Source organism: Mesorhizobium jarvisii, from assembly GCF_003601985.1.
In the GTDB taxonomy this organism is placed as follows: domain Bacteria; phylum Pseudomonadota; class Alphaproteobacteria; order Rhizobiales; family Rhizobiaceae; genus Mesorhizobium; species Mesorhizobium jarvisii.
The window spans coordinates 11,908-33,783 of sequence record NZ_QZXA01000013.1 but is presented as its reverse complement, the minus strand read 5'-3'; the positions used below and the strand labels follow the sequence as shown (position 1 = coordinate 33,783).

The window sequence follows — 21,876 nt, the reverse complement described above, 5'->3', positions numbered from 1 at the left end:
CAGGTCAGGCTCGGACTAGAGTCCGCCCATCAGGTCTTTCACCTTCTTGGCCGCGTCGTCCGCTGCCTGATCGACGGTCATCGCTCCAGTCAGGGCATTCTGCAGCATGTCCGGGATGATGATGTTCATGATCTCGGGAGATTGCGGCAGCGCCGGGAACGGGATGCCGTATGGCAACATCGAGGTCGTGACATCGAGGAACTTGATGCTGTCCAGACGCTCTTTCATCCATTTGGTCTTGAAGCCGTTGAGATTGCCCGGGTTCGAGCCGGCATAGGCCATCTTCAGCGACCATTCCGGGCTGGTCCACATGCAGATGATAGCCTTCGCGGCCGGTTCGTCCACCTTGCCGCCCTCGACATATTCGGGCTTCAGGATGTGAATGTTCGAGCCGCCGAAGACGACGGCGCGCTTGCCGTCAGGGCCGGTCGGGATCAGGCCGTAGCGCATGTTGTCGATGACGGTCTGCGCCTTGTCCTTGTCGGTGCCGGTCGCCTTCTTCTGCAGGTCGAGCATGACATTGTAGTCGGACGGGTGCGAGATCATCATGCCGAGCTGGCCGGCGAGGAACAGCGGCTGGTTGTCGGCCTGCTGGTTGGTGAGTGCCGAGACCGGAACCGACTTGTCGCGGACATACATGTCGTAAGAGGCTTGCAGCGCGGCCTTGCTCTGCGGGCTGTCGAGCTCGATCTGCTGATAGGTCGGGTTCGCCGAGGTTTCGTCGAAGACGCCGCCGCCATAGGCCCATAACTGAGGCATGAAGCGGTACGGGGTATTGCCGGCATTCTTGCGGGCCACGAGGCCGTAACCGGCAATGCCGAGCTTGTCATGGATCTGCTTGGAATACTTGACGACGTCGTCCCAGGTTGCCGGAGCCTTGTCCGGATCGAGGCCCGCGCGCTTGAAGATATCGGCGTTCCAGATGAACGCCATCGTCTCATTGTTGGTTGGAATGCCGTAGGTCACGCCGTCCCAGGTCACGGCTTTCATGGCGCCGGGCCAGAAATCATCCGCCGAATACCCTACATCCTCGGGCTTGAGCGGCTGCAGATAGCCCTTTGAAGCGAACTCGGTGCCACCCAGGATTTGCAGGCGGACCGCCATCGGCGCCGCATTGCCAAGGAGCGCCGTGCGGAATTTGTCCAGGAGATCGTTGTAGGTGAGGGCCTGTTCTTCGAGCTGGATGTTCGGATAGGTCTTGCGGAAGGTCTCGAAGAAATCCTTGTAGTACTGGCGCAAGAGATCGGGGTCGCCCTCGAACACGCCCTGATACCAGAAGGTCAGTCGCCCCTTGTAGTCGAGCGGGGTGACCTTGCCGCAATCGGCGGCCGTGTCAAATTCCTGCGTGCCCGCAATGGAGCGCACATATTCCGGCGACCACTTGCTCAAGTCGACCGGCGCCGCGCCCAGGGCCGGTGCGGACATCAACGATGCGATCAATGCAGTGGAGACAGTGCCGCGCAGGACGGCACCGCCGAGTGTGATCCTCGTCATAGGTATCCTCCAGGTTTCTCTCCCATGCCGCTCTGCATCGAGGCGAGCGGCCTTACTCGTCGGTCGCGGGGACATCTCCTCAAATGTACCCCTTAGAGCAACTTATACGTTTTCAGATCGCAGATTGGCTGTCAACGCAACAAATCGTACATTGTTTATGGAAATCGTGCGTGATATCGAGAAAGGTGTGTATTCATGGAAGGGGGAACCGGCCTTGGCCGACACGCGGGAATTTAAAGCCGAGCCACCCGAGGGGATCGATCCTCTCGGCGCCTCGAGCGAGGGCGCCTCGCTTTATGAGCTGATCAGGGAGGACATCATCGAGGGCCGGCTCGCCGCCAACGAGCGTCTGGTGGTCACCGATCTGGCCCGGCGTCACGGCACCTCGACCAATCCCGTGCGCGAGGCCCTGCAACTGTTGCGCGGCGAAGGCTTTGTCACCTTTCTGCCCAATCGCGGGGCACGCGTGCGGCCCATAGATCAGGATTTTGTCCGCGATATCTACGAGATCGGTGTGCTGATCGAGCCGGCCCTGACGCGATGGTTCGTGAGCATGGCCACCGACGAGGACATCGCCGAACTCGAACGTCTTCAAGGTCTGATCGAAGAGAACAATTTTGCCGACACGTTCAGGCACAGCGAGCTGGACACCGCTTTTCACACCGTGATGTACCAGAGGCACTACAACCGCCATGCCGCCGAGCTTTGGTGGAAACATCGCGAAGTGCTGCGCGCCGTGAGCCGTCGTTTCAATTTCACGCTCGCCCGGCGTGCCGCCATCATCCGCGAGCACCGCGAGCTCATCGCGCATGTGAAGGCGGGAAATGCCGACGAGGCAGCCGAACTCATTGCGCGCCATGTCGAGGGCTCCGGGCGGCATGTCCTTGAACACATGCGCGCGCGCAACGCCGCGCGGGCAGGGTAGATCAATCGGCCCGGAACACCGCTCTTTAGGTCATCCAGATGAGGATAGTTGAGAGATGAAAATCACGAGCATTCGGCCGTGGCTGATCAAATCCGATGCTTCCTATTGGGGGGAGTACCTGTTCGTCGAAGTGACGACCGACGAAGGCGTGAGCGGCTGGGGGGAGATCACCACCACGACGAAGCTTGCCAACCGTGCGCTCTGCACGATCCTGCGACAGATCGGTGCCTCCGTGACCGGCGAGGACCCGGCGCGCATCGAGCAGCTGTGGCACAAGATTTTCCGCAGCTTCACCTATATGGGCAGCCGCGGCGCCGCCGTCGAATGCGTGAGCGCCATCGACATAGCCCTCTGGGACATCCGTGGCAAAGTCCTCGGCAAGCCGATCTACGAGTTGCTTGGTGGTCCGGTGCGCGAGGAAATCGCGCTCTACACCCATCCCAACCAGGCCAAGTTCACCAGCAAGGAGGCTGTGGTCCGCGAAATCAGGGACATCGTCGAGTCCGGGCACACAGGGCTCAAGTTCGACCCTTTTCCGCATCAGGGCCGCGGCCCCGATGGGCTGTCGCGCGAGCAGCGGGACGGCTACCTCGATGGCAGCATGACCCGCAAGGACGAGCGCCAAGCGGCCGAACTCACGGCGCTGATCCGCGAAACGGCGGGTCCTGACGTCGACATCCTCATCGATGCGCATGGCCGCTTCGACGTTCCCACCGCCATTCGCCTCTGCCGCAGCCTGGAGGAAGCCGGCCAGATCGACTGGTTCGAGGAGCCCTGTCCGCCCGAAAGCCTCAACGCGCTCAAGCAGGTGCGTGACAAGGTTAGTGCTCCAATCTCATGGGGCGAGCGCGGCCACACGAAATGGGATTTCGTGCCGGTGCTCGAGAACAAGCTCGCTGACTACATCATGCCTGACGTCACCTGGACCGGCGGCATTACCGAACTCAAGAAGATTTCCGCCCTGTGCGAAGCCTACTACATCCCGGTCTCGCCGCATGACGCCGCGGGGCCGATTAACGTGGTCGCGGGGGCGCAGGTGATGATGACCGTTCCGAACTTCTACAAGCTCGAAACGTCGGAGTGGAACCTGGGCAAATACGATCACCTCATCGACAGACCGCTCGACGTTTCGAACGGCAGCCTCAAGCTGACGTCGAAGCCTGGTCTCGGTGTCGAGATGAACCGCGATTACCTGCAAGCCCACGAGATCGAGCTGAGCTAGCAACGCTCAATGCCGGGCGGCGTTCGCGGCGCAAGCCCCCGACCAGAACGAGGATAGATCATGCCAAAGACGGGTGGAGCCGGCGAGGCTCTCAATCGGGTCAACACGAATTCCAAGCCATCCGACCTTCGCATCACCGACATGCGGGTGGCCGAAATCGTCGGCGCGCCATTCACCTCGGCGCTTCTCAAGATCTACACCAACCAGGGCATCGTCGGGCTCGGCGAGGTGCGTGACGGCGCCAGCGCTACCTTCGCGTTGATGCTGAAAAGCCGGCTGCTTGGCGAGAACCCTTGCGATATCGATCGCCTGTTTCGCCGCATCAAGCAGTTCGGCGGGCACGGCCGGCAAGGCGGCGGCGTGTCGGCGGTCGAGATCGCGCTGTGGGATCTCGCCGGCAAGGCCTATGGCGTCCCCATCTACCAGATGCTCGGCGGCAAGTTCCGCGATCAGGTGCGCGTCTATTGCGACACCGACGCCGAGAAACCGAGCGGCACCGAAACCGGAAAGCGCCTCAAGCAGCGCATGGATCGCGGTTTCACCTTCCTCAAGATGGATCTGGGCTTGATGCAGATCGCCCATGTCCCGGGCGCCGTGTCCGCGCCAGCCGGAGCGCTCGACGGGTTTCATGCCAATCCACGCGGCCGTGGCGGCACGCTTGAGGAGCGCAAGGCCCGCAATCTCGCCTACGACGCGCAGAACGTGCAGCACCCGTTCACCGGCCTGCATTTCACCGAAAAGGGGATCGATCTGCTCGAGGAGTACATCCACCAGGTTCGCGAGGTGATCGGGTATGAGATCCCGCTCGCCATCGACCATGTCGGCCACATCTCGCTGCAGGACGGTATACGCCTGTCGCGCCGTATCGAGAAATACGTTCCGGCCTGGCTGGAGGATGTGATCCCCTGGCAATATACCGAACAGTACCGGCAATTGCAGCAGGCCACCACGGTGCCGATCTGCACCGGCGAGGACATCTACCTCAAGGAGGGCTTCGAGCCGCTGCTCAAGAGCGGCGGCCTCTCGGTCATCCACCCGGACCTGCTCACCAGCGGGGGCATTCTCGAGACCAAGATCGGCGACATGGCGCAGGATCACGGTGTCGCCATGGCGATCCATATGGCCGAAAGTCCGATCGCCGCGATGGCCGCCGCGCATGTCGCGACCGCGACGGAGAACTTCATGGCGCTCGAATACCACTCCGCCGATGTCGACTGGTGGGACGATATCGTCACCGGCCTGCCCAAGCCGCTCGTCAAGGACGGCTTCATCACCGTGCCCGACAGACCGGGGCTGGGCATAGACGATGTGGTCGACGAGGTGATCGGCCAGCATCTGCAGCCCGGTGTCACGGGGATATGGCAATCCACCGAGCATTGGGACAATGAATATAGCTGGGACCGGACCTGGAGTTAGCCCAGGCCCCCTGCCATCATTCCCGCCAGGCTCACAGGGCCTACGACCGACCATTGGTGTCGACCTCTCCCAAGGGAGAGGCGAAGAAAGAAACGGACGAAACCATGATCTACGAACTGCGTATCTATGACTGCCTGCCGGGCAGGCTGCCGGCTTTGCTCAAGCGCTTTTCCGAGCAAACGCTGGCCATCTGGGAGAGGCATGGCATCCGCCAAGCCGGGTTTTTCACCACGGCGATCGGCGAAAACAGCAATCGGCTCACCTATTTCATCGCCTGGGAATCGCTGGCCGAGCGTGAGGCGAAATGGGCGGCTTTCGTCACCGATCCGGCATGGCACAGGGCCCGCGACGAGTCGGAGCGCGACGGGCAGATCGTTGCCAATATCAGCAGCCAGCTGCTCACGCCGACAGCTTTCTCGTCTGTGAAATAGGACTGCGCCATGAAGATCACCGACCTGCGCTGCGCCGTCATCGGCAAGCACCCGATTGTCCGCATCATCACGGATGAAGGCCTCCATGGCCTTGGCGAGGTCGAGTTCACAAAGACCTACCTCAAGCCGTTTGTGCTGCATTTCCGCGAGGCGTTGATCGGCGAGGATCCGACCGACGTCGAGCGGGTGATGCTGAAGATCCGCCAGCGCGGCTCGTTCAAGCCTTATGGCGCCGCCGTCTCCGCCATCGAGCACGCCTTATGGGACATCGCCGGCAAGGCGGCGGGCGTGCCGGTCTATAAGCTGCTTGGCGGCAAGGTGCGCGACAAGGTGCGCGTCTACAACGGCTCGATCCGCCGGAAACGCGCCGGCGACCGGCCGGAGGATTACGCCGCCGACGTCAAATGGATGATGGAGCAGCCGCAGAACTTCTTCATGGTCAAGCAGGGAATCTCGTTCCACTCCAACATGAAGGACAGCATCGAAGGCTTCCATTACGGCGTGACGCAGAAGAAGGCCGGTTATCACGGCGCCATGGATCAGGGCGTGATCAGCGAGCGCGGCTTCAATCACATGCTCGACTGCGTGATCGCGATGAAGGAGGTGCTGGGCGACAAGGTCAGCCTGGCGCTCGACTGCGGCCCGGGCTGGATGCTGCCCGATGCGATCAAGTTCGCCCGCGCGGTCGAGAAGTACAATCTGATGTGGCTGGAGGACATGCTGACCGGCGACTATGTGCCGTGGGTCAATCCGCAGGCCTATCGCGAGCTGACCACCTCCACCTCGACGCCGATCCATACCGGCGAGCAGATCTACCTCAGGCACAATTTCAAGGAACTGATCGAGACGCAGGCGGTGCGGGTCATCGGCCCCGATCCGGCCGATATCGGCGGCATCGCCGAACTCAAATGGGTCGCCGAGCACGCCTACATGCACTCGATCCTGATGGCGCCACACGGCACCGCGAACGGCCTGCTCGGCCTCGGCGCGCTGATCAATGTCTGCGCCACCTTGCCGGCCAATTACGTGGCGTTCGAATATCCCAGCGCCTCGGACCCGTGGTGGGAGGAGCTGGTGATCGGCCTGCCGGCGCAGATCGTCAGGGATAGCATGGTGGACCTGCTGGAAGCGCCGGGCCTGGGGCTCGATATCGACGCCGAAGCGGCCAGGAAGTATCTCAGCGAGGAGGATGCGGGCTTCTTCGACTGAACCATCCTTCTTTCACCATGCGAGCCGGTGCCTGGCGCCGGCTTCCGACAGCCGCTCGGGCGACGTTTGCGGTGCTCGTCGCCGCCGGCATGGAGCCCAAGCTCATCTTTCCTCGTTGAGGTCGACCGCGCCGGGAGTAATAGTCGCGGCGGAATTCGTAGGAGGAAGGGATGACGCTGAACTTCGACCCGAGGGCGAAGGCCACGACGCTTTACCATGGCGAATTCCGGCCGATGTTCATCGGCGGCAAGTGGGTCGCGGCGCAGTCCGGCCAGGAGATGAAGGCGCTGAACCCCGCGACAGGCGAGGTGCTGGCCACGGTGCCGCGCGGCGGGACGGCCGATGTCGACGCTGCGGTGGCCGCCGCACGCGCCGCCTTCGAAGGGCCGTGGTCGAAATTCTCGCCCTATGAGCGGCAATGCGTGCTGTTGCGCATCGCCGATCTGTTCGAGACGCATTGGGAAGAGCTCAGCGTCTCCGACACGCTCGACATGGGGCTGCCGATCACCCGCACGCTGGCCAACCGGCGCCGCGTCATCGGCATGCTGCGTTTCTATGGCGGCATGGCGACGGCGCTGCATGGCGAATCCATCGACAATTCGATCCCTGGCGAGATCGTCTCCTTCACCCGGCGCGAGCCTGTCGGTGTCGTCGGCGCGATCATTCCCTGGAACGCGCCGACCGCCGCCTCGATCTGGAAGATCGCGCCGGCGCTCGCCACTGGCTGCACCATCGTGCTGAAGCCCTCGGAGGAGGCGTCGCTGACGCCGCTGCTGATCGCGCGTCTGATGCAGGAAGCCGGCGTGCCTGACGGCGTCGTCAACATCGTGACCGGCACCGGAGCCGAGGCCGGCGCGCGGCTCGCCGAGCATCCCGACGTCAACAAGATCGTCTTCACCGGCTCGACGCTGACCGGACAAGCGATCGCGCGGGCGGGTGTGGCCAACCTCAAACGGGTTTCGCTGGAGCTCGGCGGCAAGTCGCCGATCATCGTCTGCCGCGACGCCGACATCGACAAGGCCGTTCCGGTCGCGGCAATGGCGGTGTTCGTGCATTCGGGCCAGATCTGCATCGCCGGCTCGCGCCTGTTCGTGGCGCGCGAAATCCACGACGAGTTCGTGCGCCGCGTCGCGGAATTCGCCGGCAGGCTGCGCATCGGCCACGGCATCGAGGCGGAGACCGAAATCGGGCCGCTGATCAATGCCAGGCAGGCCGGCAAGGTGGAGGGCTATATCAAGGCCGGCAGCGACGAGGGCGCGAAACTGGTCGCCGGCGGCTCGCGGCTGACGGGCGCGCTTTATGACGGCGGCAACTTCATCGCGCCGACCATCTTCGGTGCTGTATCGGACAAGATGACCATCGCGCGCGAAGAAATTTTCGGGCCGGTCATTTCCGCCATGCCCTTCGACACGCTCGATGAGGCCGTGGCGCGCGCCAATGCGACGCCCTATGGCCTCGCCGCCGGCATCTTCACCACGCATCTCGGCACCGCGCACAAGCTGGCGCGCCGCATCAAAGCCGGCTCGGTCTGGGTCAATATGTACCACGCCATCGACCCGGCGGTGCCGTTCGGCGGCATGAAGATGTCCGGCTATGGCCGCGAAGGCGGCATCGAGCATCTGCATGAGTATCTGGAGACCAAGTCAGTCTGGATCCAGACCGACTGATATTCAGGTGAGGCCGGCCTGCGAACGGCAGCTTCCTGCGCTTCCGGTGCTCACGTACTGTAAGTACGCTCCGCTCCGGTTCTCGGAAGCTACCGTTCTCGACTCGGCCTGACCTGAATATCGACACACCCTGGCGCGTGTGGGGGGTGATGCGCTGCGCAGTTTGCCCCGGCGGGCATGCAAATCGAGGGGCAGGCAAACCGGTGCCAGGGAACCTTTGTTCAGCTGGTGATTTTTGCCTATATAGGACATGCGAACGGCCAGGAGGGTGTTGCCGATGACGACGAAACGGTTTGCGATCTGCGCTCTTGCCGTGGCAATGGCCTGTGGCATGTCAATTTCGGCCTTCGCTGGGTCCAGGCATCGCCACCACCAGGCCGAGCCGGAACGCTACGTTCCCGCCGATGACGATTTCATCGGCTTCCTGTTCGGCGGTCCGCGCTACTACGACCAGCAGCTGTTCACGACGGCGGCGGGCGCCTGCTCCTACCACCGGGTCGGGCCGGATGCGAACGCGTTGAACAAGATCAACGATCATCATTGCGGGAAATAGCTGGGCCGCGCAGCGCAAGCCAGTTGTCGCCAATTTCCGGCAACCTGGGGCAACTTTCAGCGGCCTGAAACTGGCTGATTTCAACGGTTTGTATCTGGATCCGCCAGTTCTGCGCGAATCTCGGCGCCGTGTTCGTCGCGCGCGGGACCTTTGGTCGGCGTCTTTTGCGCCCATCCGGAAAAGCGCGGAGCAGCGGCTGCCTGCAGGACGCCGTCCACCGCCAGCCAGGAACCACGCGCGGCCATGTGCGGATGCCGGGCTGCTTCCCATGGGCTGAGCACCGGGGAGACGCAGGCATCCGAGCCTTCGAACAGGCTGGTCCATTCGTCGCGCGGTTTGGCGGCAAAGATCGCCGCCAGCCGGTTGCCGAGCTCCGGCCAGAGATCGCGGTCGAATTGCTTGGCGAATTGCGGATCGGCGGCGAGGCCGAGCCTGTCGAGGAACAGCGCGTAGAATTTCGGCTCGATGCACTGGACGCTGATGAAACCGCCGTCGGCGGTGCGATAGACGCGGCACCAGTGCGGGCCGTCGAGAAGGCTTTGGCCGCGTTCGGCGACGAGCCCGCCGGACTGGCCGAGCACCATCAGCAGGTTCATCATGTGGGCCGAGCCGTCGACGATGGCCGCGTCGACCACTGTGCCTTGGCCGCCGGCACGCGCGTTCATGATGGCGGCCAGCATGCCGATCACCAGATAGAGCGCGCCGCCGCCTATGTCGCCGGTGAGCGTCGGCGGCGCCATGGGCGGCTCGCCCGGCAAGGAGGCATACCAGAGCGCGCCCGACACACCGGTATAGTTCATGTCATGGCCGGCAGTGCCGGCCAGCGGACCGTCCTGGCCCCAACCGGTCATGCGGCCATAGACCAGCTTTGGATTGACCGCCAGGCAGGCATCCGGACCGAGCCCGAGGCGTTCCATGACGCCGGGCCGAAATCCCTCTATCAGGCCGTCGGCGGTGGCGATGAGGCGCATCAGCACGGCGACATCCCCGGCATCCCTGAGATCGAGCGCGATGGAGCGCTTGCCGCGATCGAGCAGCGAGCGTTCGGGCAGGCCAGGCATGGGCGCCTGCTTGCGGTGGACGACGATGACATCGGCGCCGAGATCGGCGAGCAACATGCCGGCGAAGGGCGCTGGCCCGAGCGCCTCGATCTCGACGATACGCGTCCCCTTCAGCATTCCACCCTCCACGGCGTTCAGCCCTAGAGTATGGGCGCAAGGTGACGGTGTGTAACCCCGCTGTTTTGGCATTGAAGCAAGTGCCGCCCGCATATACTTCAGGGCCATGAAAAAAATCGGTTTTCTATCATTCGGGCACTGGACGCCCTCGTCGCAATCGCAGGTGCGCTCGGCTTCCGACGCGCTGCTGCAGTCCATCGATCTCGCCGTCGCGGCCGAGCAGCTCGGCGCCGACGGCGCCTATTTCCGCGTGCATCATTTCGCCCGCCAGCTCGCCTCGCCGTTCCCGCTGCTAGCGGCGGTCGGCGCCAAGACCAGCCGCATCGAGATCGGCACGGCGGTCATCGACATGCGCTATGAGAATCCGCTCTACATGGCCGAGGACGCAGGTGCCGCCGACATCATCGCCGGCGGCCGGCTGCAACTCGGCATCAGCCGTGGCTCGCCCGAACAGGTGATCGATGGCTGGCGCTATTTCGGCTACCAGCCGCAGGAAGGCAAAAGCGACGCCGACATGGCGCGGCATCACGCCGAGGTCTTTCTCGACACGCTGCGCGGCGAGGGGTTCGCGCAACCCAATCCACGGCCGATGTTCCCCAACCCGCCCGGGCTGCTTCGGCTCGAACCGCATTCGGAAGGCCTGCGCGAGCGCATCTGGTGGGGCGCTGCCACCAACGCCACCTCGGAATGGGCGGCCAAGCTCGGCATGAATCTGCAGAGCTCGACGCTGAAGTTCGACGAGAGCGGCAAGCCGTTCCATATCCAGCAGGCCGAACAGATCCGGATCTATCGCGAGGCCTGGAAAGCGGCCGGGCACGAGCGCGAGCCGCGCGTCTCGGTCAGCCGCAGCATCTTCGCGCTGGTCGACGACCGCGACCGCGCCTATTTCGGCCGCGGCAATGAGAGCCGCGATCAGATCGGCTTCATCGAGGAGAATACGCGGGCGATCTTCGGCCGCAGCTACGCCGCCGAGCCCGACGTGCTGATCAAGGAATTGGCGCAGGACGAGGCGATCGCGGAGGCCGACACGCTGCTGCTCACCGTACCCAACCAGCTCGGCGTCGACTACAACGCCCATGTCATCGAGGCGATCCTGACCCATGTCGCGCCGGCCCTGGGCTGGCGCTGACGGCCGCGCCATGTAACCATCGATCGCGGCGGGCGATTCAGGAGGTTACGGCATGGGGAAGAAGGCTTTGATTGCCTGGGGCGGTTGGGAAGGCCACACGCCGGAACGCAGCGCCAACGTCATTCGCGCGCTGCTTGAGCGCAACGGCTTCGATGTCACGCTGGGCGAGGGCACGGCGATGTTCGCCGATCCGGAACTGCCTTCCTTCGATCTCATCGTGCCTGCCATCACCATGTCGACGATCGAAAAGGCCGAGCTGCAGAACCTGACTGCCGCGGTTCGCGAAGGAACAGGCCTTGGCGGCTTCCACGGCACGATGGGCGACAGTTTCCGCAACGAGCCCGATTACCAGTTCATGACCGGCGGCCAATGGGTCGCGCACCCCGGCAACATCATCGATTATCGGGTGGTGATCACACAACCCGACGACCCGATCACCAAAGGCGTCGGTGATTTCGCCTACCGGTCGGAGCAGTATTACATGCATGTCGACCCTAGCAACGAGGTGCTGGCGACCACCACTTTCAGCGACGCGCATTTCCCGGGCATTGACGGGGTCGTGATGCCGGTGGTCTGGAAGCGTCGGTATGGCGCGGGAAAGGTTTTCTACAGTTCGCTTGGGCACACGGCGGATGAGTTCGCGGTGCCGGAAATGGCGGTGATTGTCGAGCGTGGTTTGCTTTGGGCGGCGCGGGGATAGCGGCAATGGTGGTGCTCTGCGGCGCCCACCTTCTGTGACGGTCGGTCGAGACCAACCATGGCTTAGAAACAAATGGGATTTGCAAGAAAACTTCGAACCATGCTCGGCCTTCGACGAGCTCCAAAGCCGGAAAACATACCGCAGCATGCATCGATTGGCCGTAGAACACTCTTCTACACAAAGCCCAGCAATATCTTTGGCTGTGACGAGACCTCACCGCTTGAGATAGGAGCGTTCTGCTCCATAGCGGAGGAGACGCTATTCCTTTGTCGTGCCAATCATCCGACGCACTTTGTCTCGACTTTTCCATTCGAAGTCCACATGACAAATTCGATCGCGGCCTATGATGATCTGGTGGTCAACGGGCCGACAAAAATCGGCAACGATGTCTGGATTGGACGACGCGCAATCATCCTGCCGGGAATAACCATTGGAGACGGTGCCGTTGTCGGAGCCGGCTCGATCGTCACGAAGGACGTCGCACCCTACGCGGTGGTCGCCGGAAATCCTGCCAGGTTGATCCGGAACAGATTTACGGATGACCAGATCGCCAGTTTGCTCGCTATTCGCTGGTGGGAGTGGAGCGACGAGAAGATCAAGGCCGAACTGCCGACGTTCTTCGGATCGATTGATGCCTTCATCGCCGCCAACCGTGCATCATAGCCCAGCCCTCACCCAATTCCGCCCGTGACCACATAGGCGCCAACGGTGCGTCCATCCTCAAGCCGCACCACCGCGGTTACGATCGAGCCATACGAACCACACCAGACGCTGTGGAACCGCTGATGCTCGGCGGCCGGCACAAACACACGCCCGCTGAAGTGCGGGCCGCTCCGCTGCATCGCGACCGTCTGTCCGTTGACATGCACTTTGATGCAGGCGTTCTCCGCCTCGGCCGGCAGGTCGAGCGTGATGGTGATCTCATGCTGATCGCCTGAGGTCAGCGTCTCTGCGGCAAGCGCGATTGCGAGCGGACGTGCCTCACCGTTGCCAGCTTGGCTGGGTCGACCTGAAAACACATCGTCGGCGAGTTCAGGCGTGCGGGGCGGGCTTGTGCGGCGCTGGGTGGCGGTCTCGTAGTCGCCGGCCATGCGCAGCAGGCTTTCGTCGTCATAGGCCTTGCCGGCGAAGGTCAGGCCGACCGGCATGCCGATATCGGGCATCGTGCCCATCGGCACGGTGACGGTCGGAATGCCGAAATGGCGCCAGACCAGATTGCCGTTGGCAACCCAGGTGCCGTTGCGCCAGGCAAGGTCCGCCGACGCCTCGTTGATGTCGGCGTCGGCCGGGCCGACATCGGCGGCGGCGGGCAGCACCACGGCGTCGATGCCTTGCGCGTCGAGCCAGTCCTCGAAATCGATCCGCCGTGTCGCTTCCAGCCCCTTCAGGCCCTCTTCAAGCGTCGGGATATCCCTGAAGGGCGTGACGCCGGATTTGGCGCGCTCGACATACTCCGCCAGGTCGAAGCCGCCCTCGTAGCGATCAGGCAATGTGCCCGGCGGCTGCGGGAAAATCCTTGGGCCATCCACCGAAGCGAGATCGGGGATGTTCGGGTCGGCGTTGGCGCGCAGGAAATCGTCCCAGCCCCACATGCAGAGATCCCAGATTTCGCGGTCGGCGAAATCCGGCGGCACCAGCCCGCGCTCGACCATGGTGCGTGCGCCGGGACGGTCGCGCTCGTAATTGGAGACGACGGGAAAATCGACCTCGACCACCTCTGCGCCAAGCCGCTTGAGATCGGCCGCCGCCTGCTCCCACAGAGCAAGCACCGAGGCGCGGGTTTCGATCGGTTTGTCGGCCTGGCTGTCGCGGCCGATATACATTCTTGGCACGCCGAGCCGCTTGCCCTTTAGCGAGCCCGCAAATACCAGATCGGTATAGCGTTGCGGCCGTAGGTCGGCGCTTTTCGGCAGTTCGACCCAGGGCTGCGCGCGCCAGAAATCGCCCCGCGTCTGCGGGTCGTCGGCGACGATCACGTCGAGCAACTCCAGCATGTCTTGCATGGTCCGCGTGTGCGGCACCACGACATCCATCGTCGGCACCAGCGGCCAGTTGCCGCGCACGGAAATGACCCCGCGCGACGGGGTGTAGGCGACGAGCGCATTGTTGGTGGCTGGCGCCCGGCCGGACGACCAGGTCTCCTCGCCTAGACCGAAGGCGCAGAAGCTGGCGGCCGTTGCAGTGCCCGAACCATTCGATGACCCCGACGCGAAGGCGGCGGTCAGGTAATCGGCATTGTAGGGGCTTTCGGCGCGGCCATAGATGCCGCGCTGCATGCCGCCATTGGCCATCGGCGGCATGTTGGTGAGGCCGATCAGCACCGCCCCGCCGGCGCGCAGCCGGGCGATGGTGAAGGCGTCCTCATTGGCGACCAAATGTTCGAAGGCTGGCGAGCCGGACGCGACCGTCAGGCCTTTGACCTTGTAGCTGTTCTTGGCGGTGTAGGGGATGCCGTCGAGCGGCCCGAGTACAGCACCTTCGCGCCGCCGCTGGTCGGAAGCGGCGGCTTCTTCGAACATAGCTGGATTGAGCACGGGGACGGCGTTGAGGCTGATACCATGCCGGTCGAAATGCGCGATGCGCCTGAGATACGCCGCGACCAGCTCGACACTGGTGACCGTGCCGTCATCGAGGGCGCGGCGCAGTTGGTCGATCGTCGCTTCGACGAGATGAAGGCTGGCATAGGTCATCACTGGTTCCAGGCTGTTGTCTGCACGAAATGGATGAGCGAGCCCGCCGGCTTCGGCAAGAGCCAATCGGCAGTCTTTGTCGGAACGTATTGTTCCTGCCTGTACCTTGCCGGCAGGGCTCAGACGTTCCCGCCGCTCTCCTTCATCCTCTCGATGATCCCGGCCATCAGCGCCAGGTCGCGGCGCGAATCGGCGAGGTCGGTCAACGGCTTGGTGCCTTCAACGATGTGGCGGTGGAAAATCTCCAGTTCGTTGGAGAAAGCGTCGCCATAAAGCGGGCCGAAGCTTTTCGTCACCGGGCCGAGCGGGCCGGCTTCGGTGACCTCGAGCCTGGTCGGCAGGCTGCGGATGTAGGGCGTGTCGTAGATGATGCGCACGCGCCGGGTGTTGGAGCGCACTTCGATCATGGCGTCGAACAGGCCGAGATCGTCGACCACCGCGTCATAGAGGCAAGCGAAATGGCCGTAATCGAAGGTGACCGAGGTGTTGGCGCCGCCATTGGTGCGGTGCGCGGCGACCACGCCCTTGGGCTCGCCAATGAGCCCGCGCATCGCCGAGATGTGGTGCGAGGACAACGCCGTCAGCCCGCGATAGGCGCGCACCAGGTCGGCCGGCGCGTCGGTGCCGACAACCTCGCGGATCAGCGCGTCGCGCTCCCTGGCGCCGCGCGCCAGTAGGGCAGGGTCGACGTCGTTGGGGTAGAGGATGTTCCGGCTCTTCTTCAGGAAATGCCGGCCCTCCGAGATCAGGTCGAAGATGCGGACATGGGTAATGTCGGCATGGGCGGGCAATTCGTCCCGGGCCGCCAGGTAGGCCGGCGCGTAGCGGCGCATATAGCCGACGAACAGGGTCTTCCTGTAGGCCGGCATCAGCGCCAGCAACTCGTCGATCTCACGCACCGTGAGACAAGCGGGTTTTTCCAGCAAAATGTGCTTGTCGGCTTGCATGGCAGTGCGCACAAAGCGGCTGTGGGTGTCGTCCGACGACAGAACGAAGACGACGTCGATGTCGGGTGAATTGATCAGCGCCTCGGCCGTGTCGAAGGCTCTGGCGGCATATTCGGATGTGACGAGCGCCACCAGGCTCGGAGAGACGTCGAAGACGCCCGCGATTGCCCAGCAGTCGCGCTGGTCAGCCAGAACAGGCAGATGGATCGACTGCGCGACCTCCCCAAGACCCACAAGCCCGACACGAAGTGGTGCCACTCTCGAACTCCCTTGATTTCATTTTGTAGGGTTGGCCGAAGCGGCCAACGATTGATTTCACGGTTGAGCAGATCACGCCGCTCCGGTGACCAGCGCGACCAGTTCGTTGCCTGACGTCTCCGAGGCACGCACGGTCGCCGCCATCTTTCCCGCCCGCATCACCCAGATCTGGTCGGACAGGCGCCGCACCTGATCGAAATTATGGCTGACCAGGATGACCGAGACCGACTGTTCGCGCAGGCGGCGGATCAACGCCTCGACATTGGCGGTCTCCTGCACGCCAAGCGCCGCCGTCGGTTCGTCCATCACCACCAGCTTGGCGCCGGAGCCGACGGCGCGGCAGATCGAGATCGCCTGCCGCTGGCCACCCGACAGGCGGCGCACACGCTGATTGATCGACGGCACGTTGATCGACAGGCGCGACAGCATGGAACGGGCCTCGCGTTTCATCGCCTTGCGGTCGAGGAAAGCGAAGGGGCCGATGCGGCGCACGAGCTCGCGGTTGAGGAACAGGTTCTGCGCCACCGTCAGTTCGTCGATCAGCGCCAGGTTCTGGTGCACGGTCTCGATGCCGGCCTTGCGCGCCCCGTCCGGGTTGGAGAAGGGGTGCTCGCGACCGTCAAAGACGATCGAGCCGGCATCCGGCACATGCACGCCGACCAGGCAGCGGATCAGCGTCGACTTGCCGGCGCCATTGTCGCCAATGACGGCGGTGACCTCGCCGCGGCGCGCCTGGAAGGCGACGTCGGTGAAGGCGCGCACGCCGCCGAAATGCTTGCTCAGGCCATTGCAGGCGATGATCGAGTCCGAGGCGGAGGAAAGGCTGACGGCGCTCATTTCTGGTACCGCATGATCAGCGCTGCCAGCACCACGATGGCGCCCACGGCAAGCGGTTGGTAGAAGGCCGAGACGTTGAGCAGCGTCAGCCCGTTGACCAGCGCGGTGAGCATCAGCGCGCCGATGGCCGGGCCTAATATGCTGGCGCGGCCGCCGAACAGGCTGACGCCGCCCAGCACCACCGCCGCCACGGAATTCAAGAGCAGGCTGGTGTTGATCTGCGGTTCGGCCGAGCCGATGCGGGCAACCAGCAGGATGGCCGCAATGCCGGCGCAGAAGCCGGAGATGGTGTAGGCGGCGATCTTGACGCGGTTGGTGCGGATGCCGAGCGCGCCGGCGCTTTCGACCTGGCCGCCGGTCGCCAAGAGATGGACGCCGAAGCGCGTGTGGTAGAGCGCGATATGGGCCACAATGACGGCCGCGATCGCCACCCAGACCGGATAGCCGAACGGCCCGAACGAGCCCGAAGCGAGTTTCAGCAGGAAGGTCGAGCCGACCATCGTCGGTTCACCGCCCGACAGGATCAGGCCAAGCCCGGTGATGCCAGACAGCGTGCCGAGCGTCACCACGAAATCGGGGATCTTGCCGGCGGTGATGATGAGGCCGTTGAGGAAGCCGATGGCGCTGGTGGCGAGCACCGCGAGCACGCAGGCGATGAAGATGCCGTAGCCCGCCGCGTTGACGAGACCAAGGATGATGGCGCCAAGCATGACGGCCGCCGCCAGTGACAGGTCGATGCCTGACGTCGCGACGACGAAGGTCTGGCCGATCGACAACACGACCAGGATAGCCGCCGCCAGCAAGAGCGCCTGCAGATTGGCGACGCTGAGAAAGACCGGCTGGGCGATGCCGAAGACGATGACGAGACCGACCAGGCCGACGACGGACGCCCAGTCGGCCCAGAAGGAAGGATCCAGGAGGAGAGCCGACAGGGAGGGGCGGCTCTCCTCCGCCGCGCCCGCCGAATGGGCGACGGGCGCGTTGTCCGTGGGATTGCTCACTTCAGCATCTCGCGGAAGGGATCGGGATAATCGCCGCCGGGACGCGGAAAGTTCTTCAGCGAGGCGTCGGCATTGGCCTTGTTGATCAGGAGCACGGGTGCGGGCACGTTGGCGGGCAGTTCCTTGCCCTTGGCGGCCAATGCACAGGCTTCGACACCCATGGCGCCGACGACATAGGGATATTGGGCGACGGTGGCCGTGAGTTCGCCTGCCGCGATCGATTTCAGCGCGTCGACGATGCCGTCGAGGCCGATCACCTTGACGTCCTTGCCCGAGGTCTGCACGGCGCGTTCGACGCCGAGCGCCATGATGTCGTTGGCGGCGAAGAAGCCGGCAAGATCCGGGTGCGCCGCGAGGATGTCGGTGGCGGCGGTCAACGCCTTCTCACGATCCCAGTCGGCGCTCACCATCACCACGACCTCGAGCTTGCCCTCGACGGCCTGCTTGAAGCCCTTGATGCGGGCATTGGAGCCGACATCGCCGACGATGCCTGCGATCAACGCCACCTTGGCGCCCTTGGGCACCAGCTTCAGCATTTCCTCGCCGGCCAGCGCGCCGGCGGCGACATTGTCGGTGCCGATATAGGTCGAGACGGCAAAGCCGGCGGCCTTGGCCTGTTCGGCGTCGATGGTGGAGTCGATGTTGACGATCGGCTTCTTCTTCTGGGCGACCGGCACCAAAGCCTGGACGAGGTTGGAGACGCTGATCGGATTGACCAGGTAGCAATCGAAGTCCTGCATGGCCATGGCGGTCAGGCGGTCGGCCTGGCCGGTGGCGTCGCCCATATTGGCGGCGGCCTGGACGCTGACATTGACGCCACTGGTCTTGCCTTGCTCCTCGATGCCCTTCTGCATGGTCTGGAAGAAGGGGTTGTCGAGGCCCTTGACGATGGCCGCGACCTTGGCCGCGTCCTCGGCATGGGACGGCGCCGTGACGATGGTTGCCAGCAGGCCCGCGCCAAGCGTCAGGCCGTTGAAGATGCGCATTTTGTTCCTCCGCTTCTTGATTGTTGGATGTGTCTTGTCGGCAAGCCCACGGACGCCCGTGGCCGGTGCTGCGAGAGCCATGCTTGCATCGGCAACGCCACGCGGCCTGCGGCCCGGCGAACGCCAAACGTCTCGCGGACGACGGACCCCGGTCGGGACCTTTTCCATGTCAGGCATTTCTCCTCCCAGAGCGCTGACCTAGCCCCATCAGCGTTTGCGCATGTTTTATAAAAAATTGACACGCGTCAAGATTTAAAATGGTGCGAAGCGATTTTCGCTCGTTGGGCCGCAGCGCGCGCGCTCCACAAGTTCACCCCGGCAAAAAAATTCCACCCTCATGCAACCTCTGATGGGCGCGTGCGTTGCAAGGCTCCCGGGGATGGTGAGGTTTCCATTGGCAAACTATGGGTGCTGCCGTCGCTGTCGTCGCCGAGCAACTGTCAGAAAAATAATGGAGATCAGACACATCGAAACGGCTTGCAAGCGCAGGCTAAAGCTCGCAGAGGTTGTGCAAAAAAGCGTGCCGTTTGAGAAGACTTAATACCGTCATCCAGCATGAAAGGGGAATCATGCCTGACCAGAATGCCCTGATCCGCGCAGCCATCGGACGGCTGTTATCCGAGAAGACCGGAGTCGCGGTCATTTCCATGAGAGAGAGTATCACAGAGTTGCTGGCAGTGACCGGCGCGGCGCTCACCATCGAAACCCTGCAGGACATGCTGCTGGAAATGGCCGAGGTGCGCGGCATGATGGTCGTGCTCGACGTTTAGAGCTTAACCTTGTCTCGAAAGCGCAAACCCCTCCAACGCAATTCCTGCGGGAAAGCAGGCCTGCACTCTTCCTGGAATTTGCTCAGGCTCCGTCTCTTTGTTTTTGACGCAATTCCCAACCGGAAAGCGCTACGCGCTTTCCCGGGCGGCAGCGGGTAGCCGTTCAGCCGCGACCGGGCCAAGGCGTTCTGCTTTGCCGGCTGGTGCAAGCGTGCCATCACCGTAGATCATGCGGCCGGCACGGAAGGTGGCGCGGACGCGTGGCACGGGATGGCGGTCGGCCACCACGAAATCGGCCAGAAGGCCGGGCTCGATGACGCCGCGATCGGTGAGCCCCAGGGCGTTGGCCGGGTTGGCGCTTGTCAGCGCCGCCGCCGCCGCGAGGCCATCGCCCCGCAGTTCCGACAGGCCGAGCACGGCCGGCAGGATGGAGGCCGGATGATAGTCACTGGCCAACATGTCGAGCAGCCCGGCTTCATAGGCCTGCCGGGCGGAAAGATTGCCGGAATAGGACTCGCCGCGCAGTGCGTTGGGCGCCCCCATGGCGGTATGCATGCCCAGCCTGCGGGCTTCCTGTGCGGCTCCCAGGGTCACCGGGAATTCTGAGAGCGCTGCGCCCAGGCCATGCACCAGTTCGACCTTTTCCAGCGTGTCGTCGTCATGCGAGGCGAGCACGATGCCGACGGCCCGGGCACGCGCCGACAGGTCCTGCAGGGCGTTCAGCACATCGCCCTGGCCATTGCGGCCCGCCATGCGCTTGCCGACGACCTCGGAGGCCGCGGCAACGGTCATGCCGCGCTCCTTGGCGATGCGGGCGATGTAGAGCTCGACGTCGCGGTACTGGCCCTGTCCGGGCGTGTGGTCCATCAGCGAGATCAAATGCAGCCTGCCGGCGTCCATCAGCTTCTGCAGCGTGGGAATCGCCGGGGTGAAGGTCACTTCGAAGCGGGCGTGGATGCGGTGGTCGACCAACAAATGGTCCTTCATCCCGGCAATGGTGTCGATGATATCAGTCGTATGGTCTTGCGAGCGCAGCACGCCGCTGGTGACGCTGGCGCCGATGAAGGAAAGCGCGGCATAGGCCGTGGTGATGCCGCAGGAGGCGAGCTTCTTGTCGAGCTCTGCAATGCCGATCCGCATCGGCACGTGCACGCCGATGCGCGGCTCGACTTCCCTCTCCACCATGTCGCCATGCATGTCGATGAAGCCGGGCAGCAGCAGGCGGCCGCCACCCTCGATATCGGCATGCCCGACAGGCTTCTCGCGGATCTCGGCGATCCGGCCGTTCTCGATCCTGACGGCGCCGTTCGGGATGACGCGGTCGCGCAGGACAATTTCGAATTCACTCAGCCACATGTCATGTCTCTTGCAAGGCAGCGATTTCAAGGTGGATTTCGCGGGCGACAAGGTCGGCGACATCGTTGGGGCGATGGACGACGCCGATCATGGCGATGATGCACCGGCTTGCCGACGCCTCAATCAGGATCTCTCCAGGACATGTTTTCTAGTTCACTCGAATGCCGGTTTCCATTTGATTTTTATGACATTTTCATGAAAGCCGGCGTTTCCCGGAGTGCCTGCCTCAGCCGGTGCAAGCCCGTTCCGACAGCCATTCGGCGGTTTGCTGGCTGGCCCGTTCGGCGGAAAGCTCCAAACTCAGCCCCTGCAGCAGGCCGTGCAGGAAGATCCCGGTGAAGCAGTCGCCGGCGCCGATCGTGTCGGGCACGGAAACCTGCTTCAGCGGCGTGACGTGATTGAGTGTCTTGCCGTCATAAAGCGAGATTGGGCGCAGTCCGTCGGTCAGCACCAGTGTCCTCAGGCGAGGCCCGGCAATCGGCGACGCTCGCTCCCAGATCCCTCGCGTGTCCTCGCCGGGAAAGTCGGCGCGCGATCCGATGACAATGTCGGCCGGGCGGTTCGAGGCGCTGCGCAGCGGAAACTGCGAGACGACAAGCGGGATCGTCCGCAGCGAGGCGACGAGGCCGTCGTCGAGCACCAGGGCGTTGAGATAGGCGGCGTCGCCCCTGACAGGCTCCGGCGCGGCGAAGGGAGGACGCAGCTGGCCGCCGGGGTTCAAAATGGTGCGCTCACCGTTCGGCTCGAGCAGGATTTCGGTGAACCGGGTTTCACCGGGCCATAGGGTGACGTAGCCGGTGTCGATGCCGCTCGCCTGCAATTTGGCGAGTGCTTCCCGGCCATGGTCGTCGTCCATCAGATTGCTGATCAGCCGGACATTGTTGCCCAGCTTCGCCAACTGCGTGCCGGTGTGGAAGCCGCCGCCGCCAAGCCTGACAACCCGATCGGAATAGGTGATGCGCGAGCCCGAGGCGAGGGGCGATGACAGCGACCAGACCTGGTCGTGATTGACGTGGCCGACAACGATGACTGTGCTCATGTTCCCCCGCTTTCGGTCTTCGGTTGCCCAGGCCTGGCGCCAGTGCATCGGCGATGAGGCCGCGCGGG

At 63.7% G+C, this 21,876-nt stretch carries 20 protein-coding genes; 11 read left to right on the top strand and 9 right to left on the bottom strand.

The features are described from left to right. Positions 1 to 15: 15 nt before the first annotated feature. The gene (locus D3242_RS27670; protein ID WP_019859737.1) at positions 16 to 1,494 is read right to left on the bottom strand and encodes an ABC transporter substrate-binding protein; all 1,479 of its coding nucleotides are present in this window, start codon (positions 1,492 to 1,494) and stop codon (positions 16 to 18) included. Between the two features lie 214 nt (positions 1,495 to 1,708). Between D3242_RS27670 and D3242_RS27665 the strand changes: the two genes are divergently transcribed. From D3242_RS27665 to D3242_RS27635, 7 genes are all read left to right on the top strand, one after another. Next, positions 1,709 to 2,419 carry a GntR family transcriptional regulator gene (locus D3242_RS27665; protein ID WP_027047133.1) on the top strand — a complete coding sequence of 237 codons (711 nt, stop codon included), beginning with the start codon at positions 1,709 to 1,711 and terminating at the stop codon, positions 2,417 to 2,419. Positions 2,420 to 2,474: 55 nt separating this feature from the next. Next, complete coding sequence (locus tag D3242_RS27660; protein ID WP_019859735.1) at positions 2,475 to 3,641, top strand: mandelate racemase/muconate lactonizing enzyme family protein; 1,167 nt, start codon at positions 2,475 to 2,477, stop codon at positions 3,639 to 3,641. Positions 3,642 to 3,701: 60 nt separating this feature from the next. Further along, on the top strand, positions 3,702 to 5,057 hold the full coding sequence (locus D3242_RS27655; protein WP_064985981.1) for a mandelate racemase/muconate lactonizing enzyme family protein: 1,356 nt from the start codon (positions 3,702 to 3,704) through the stop codon (positions 5,055 to 5,057). Between the two features lie 104 nt (positions 5,058 to 5,161). Continuing rightward, positions 5,162 to 5,488, top strand: coding sequence for an NIPSNAP family protein (locus D3242_RS27650; protein WP_064986113.1), 327 nt, complete (start codon positions 5,162 to 5,164; stop codon positions 5,486 to 5,488). A 9-nt stretch (positions 5,489 to 5,497) separates the two neighbouring features. Next, complete coding sequence (locus D3242_RS27645; protein WP_038648575.1) at positions 5,498 to 6,697, top strand: mandelate racemase/muconate lactonizing enzyme family protein; 1,200 nt, start codon at positions 5,498 to 5,500, stop codon at positions 6,695 to 6,697. A 170-nt stretch (positions 6,698 to 6,867) separates the two neighbouring features. Next, positions 6,868 to 8,364 carry an aldehyde dehydrogenase family protein gene (locus D3242_RS27640; RefSeq protein WP_064985979.1) on the top strand — a complete coding sequence of 499 codons (1,497 nt, stop codon included), beginning with the start codon at positions 6,868 to 6,870 and terminating at the stop codon, positions 8,362 to 8,364. Between the two features lie 277 nt (positions 8,365 to 8,641). Further along, the gene (locus tag D3242_RS27635) at positions 8,642 to 8,917 is read left to right on the top strand and encodes a hypothetical protein (protein ID WP_038648571.1); all 276 of its coding nucleotides are present in this window, start codon (positions 8,642 to 8,644) and stop codon (positions 8,915 to 8,917) included. Positions 8,918 to 8,997: 80 nt separating this feature from the next. Here D3242_RS27635 and D3242_RS27630 read toward each other — a convergent pair whose 3' ends face one another. Further along, positions 8,998 to 10,095: a CaiB/BaiF CoA transferase family protein gene (locus D3242_RS27630; RefSeq protein WP_038648570.1), complete on the bottom strand. Its 1,098-nt coding sequence runs from the start codon at positions 10,093 to 10,095 to the stop codon at positions 8,998 to 9,000. A 106-nt stretch (positions 10,096 to 10,201) separates the two neighbouring features. Here D3242_RS27630 and D3242_RS27625 point away from each other — a divergent pair, with 106 nt between their 5' ends. The 3 genes from D3242_RS27625 to D3242_RS34050 all read left to right on the top strand — a co-directional run bounded on the left by D3242_RS27625 (position 10,202) and on the right by D3242_RS34050 (position 12,587). After that, positions 10,202 to 11,224, top strand: coding sequence for an LLM class flavin-dependent oxidoreductase (locus tag D3242_RS27625; protein WP_056570824.1), 1,023 nt, complete (start codon positions 10,202 to 10,204; stop codon positions 11,222 to 11,224). Between the two features lie 52 nt (positions 11,225 to 11,276). Continuing rightward, a complete protein-coding gene (locus D3242_RS27620; protein WP_064985978.1) occupies positions 11,277 to 11,924 on the top strand; it encodes a ThuA domain-containing protein in 648 nt (215 codons plus the stop codon). Positions 11,925 to 12,245: 321 nt separating this feature from the next. After that, complete coding sequence (locus D3242_RS34050) at positions 12,246 to 12,587, top strand: CatB-related O-acetyltransferase (RefSeq protein ID WP_019859723.1); 342 nt, start codon at positions 12,246 to 12,248, stop codon at positions 12,585 to 12,587. Positions 12,588 to 12,595: 8 nt separating this feature from the next. Here the strand turns inward: D3242_RS34050 and D3242_RS27610 are convergent, their stop codons facing one another. From D3242_RS27610 to D3242_RS27590, 5 genes are all read right to left on the bottom strand, one after another. Continuing rightward, positions 12,596 to 14,614 carry an amidase gene (locus D3242_RS27610; RefSeq protein WP_064985976.1) on the bottom strand — a complete coding sequence of 673 codons (2,019 nt, stop codon included), beginning with the start codon at positions 14,612 to 14,614 and terminating at the stop codon, positions 12,596 to 12,598. 119 nt (positions 14,615 to 14,733) lie between these two features. After that, positions 14,734 to 15,819, bottom strand: coding sequence for a Gfo/Idh/MocA family protein (locus tag D3242_RS27605; RefSeq protein WP_064985974.1), 1,086 nt, complete (start codon positions 15,817 to 15,819; stop codon positions 14,734 to 14,736). A 72-nt stretch (positions 15,820 to 15,891) separates the two neighbouring features. Continuing rightward, positions 15,892 to 16,656 (bottom strand): ATP-binding cassette domain-containing protein, encoded by a 765-nt coding sequence (locus D3242_RS27600; RefSeq protein ID WP_038648565.1) that lies wholly within the window; start codon positions 16,654 to 16,656, stop codon positions 15,892 to 15,894. Then, positions 16,653 to 17,657, bottom strand: coding sequence for an ABC transporter permease (locus D3242_RS27595; protein ID WP_019859719.1), 1,005 nt, complete (start codon positions 17,655 to 17,657; stop codon positions 16,653 to 16,655). Before D3242_RS27595 ends, D3242_RS27600 begins: the two co-directional genes overlap by 4 nt. Then, positions 17,654 to 18,643 carry a sugar ABC transporter substrate-binding protein gene (locus D3242_RS27590; RefSeq protein ID WP_027047129.1) on the bottom strand — a complete coding sequence of 330 codons (990 nt, stop codon included), beginning with the start codon at positions 18,641 to 18,643 and terminating at the stop codon, positions 17,654 to 17,656. Before D3242_RS27590 ends, D3242_RS27595 begins: the two co-directional genes overlap by 4 nt. A gap of 569 nt (positions 18,644 to 19,212) precedes the next feature. On the opposite strand from D3242_RS27590, the gene D3242_RS27585 reads away from it, so the two are divergent. After that, positions 19,213 to 19,413: a hypothetical protein gene (locus D3242_RS27585; protein ID WP_064985972.1), complete on the top strand. Its 201-nt coding sequence runs from the start codon at positions 19,213 to 19,215 to the stop codon at positions 19,411 to 19,413. Between the two features lie 129 nt (positions 19,414 to 19,542). Here D3242_RS27585 and D3242_RS27580 read toward each other — a convergent pair whose 3' ends face one another. Together D3242_RS27580 and D3242_RS27575 are read right to left on the bottom strand one after the other, a co-directional pair. Further along, positions 19,543 to 20,769 (bottom strand): alpha-D-ribose 1-methylphosphonate 5-triphosphate diphosphatase, encoded by a 1,227-nt coding sequence (locus D3242_RS27580; protein WP_064985970.1) that lies wholly within the window; start codon positions 20,767 to 20,769, stop codon positions 19,543 to 19,545. Positions 20,770 to 20,995: 226 nt separating this feature from the next. Beyond that, complete coding sequence (locus D3242_RS27575; RefSeq protein WP_064986111.1) at positions 20,996 to 21,808, bottom strand: PfkB family carbohydrate kinase; 813 nt, start codon at positions 21,806 to 21,808, stop codon at positions 20,996 to 20,998. Positions 21,809 to 21,876: the final 68 nt, after the last annotated feature.

Excerpts from the sequence above, each read along its gene's own strand:
- D3242_RS27610 (WP_064985976.1), bottom strand. The coding sequence starts at position 14,614 with ATGACCTATGCCAGCCTTCATCTCGTCGAAGCGACGATCGACCAACTG.
- D3242_RS27655 (WP_064985981.1), top strand. The coding sequence starts at position 3,702 with ATGCCAAAGACGGGTGGAGCCGGCGAGGCTCTCAATCGGGTCAACACG.
- D3242_RS27660 (WP_019859735.1), top strand. The coding sequence starts at position 2,475 with ATGAAAATCACGAGCATTCGGCCGTGGCTGATCAAATCCGATGCTTCC.
- D3242_RS27670 (WP_019859737.1), bottom strand. The coding sequence starts at position 1,494 with ATGACGAGGATCACACTCGGCGGTGCCGTCCTGCGCGGCACTGTCTCC.
- D3242_RS27580 (WP_064985970.1), bottom strand. The coding sequence starts at position 20,769 with ATGTGGCTGAGTGAATTCGAAATTGTCCTGCGCGACCGCGTCATCCCG.
- D3242_RS34050 (WP_019859723.1), top strand. The coding sequence starts at position 12,246 with ATGACAAATTCGATCGCGGCCTATGATGATCTGGTGGTCAACGGGCCG.
- D3242_RS27640 (WP_064985979.1), top strand. The coding sequence starts at position 6,868 with ATGACGCTGAACTTCGACCCGAGGGCGAAGGCCACGACGCTTTACCAT.
- D3242_RS27645 (WP_038648575.1), top strand. The coding sequence starts at position 5,498 with ATGAAGATCACCGACCTGCGCTGCGCCGTCATCGGCAAGCACCCGATT.
- D3242_RS27635 (WP_038648571.1), top strand. The coding sequence starts at position 8,642 with ATGACGACGAAACGGTTTGCGATCTGCGCTCTTGCCGTGGCAATGGCC.
- D3242_RS27650 (WP_064986113.1), top strand. The coding sequence starts at position 5,162 with ATGATCTACGAACTGCGTATCTATGACTGCCTGCCGGGCAGGCTGCCG.
- D3242_RS27600 (WP_038648565.1), bottom strand. The coding sequence starts at position 16,656 with ATGAGCGCCGTCAGCCTTTCCTCCGCCTCGGACTCGATCATCGCCTGC.
- D3242_RS27585 (WP_064985972.1), top strand. The coding sequence starts at position 19,213 with ATGCCTGACCAGAATGCCCTGATCCGCGCAGCCATCGGACGGCTGTTA.
- D3242_RS27590 (WP_027047129.1), bottom strand. The coding sequence starts at position 18,643 with ATGCGCATCTTCAACGGCCTGACGCTTGGCGCGGGCCTGCTGGCAACC.
- D3242_RS27575 (WP_064986111.1), bottom strand. The coding sequence starts at position 21,808 with ATGAGCACAGTCATCGTTGTCGGCCACGTCAATCACGACCAGGTCTGG.
- D3242_RS27625 (WP_056570824.1), top strand. The coding sequence starts at position 10,202 with ATGAAAAAAATCGGTTTTCTATCATTCGGGCACTGGACGCCCTCGTCG.
- D3242_RS27620 (WP_064985978.1), top strand. The coding sequence starts at position 11,277 with ATGGGGAAGAAGGCTTTGATTGCCTGGGGCGGTTGGGAAGGCCACACG.
- D3242_RS27630 (WP_038648570.1), bottom strand. The coding sequence starts at position 10,095 with ATGCTGAAGGGGACGCGTATCGTCGAGATCGAGGCGCTCGGGCCAGCG.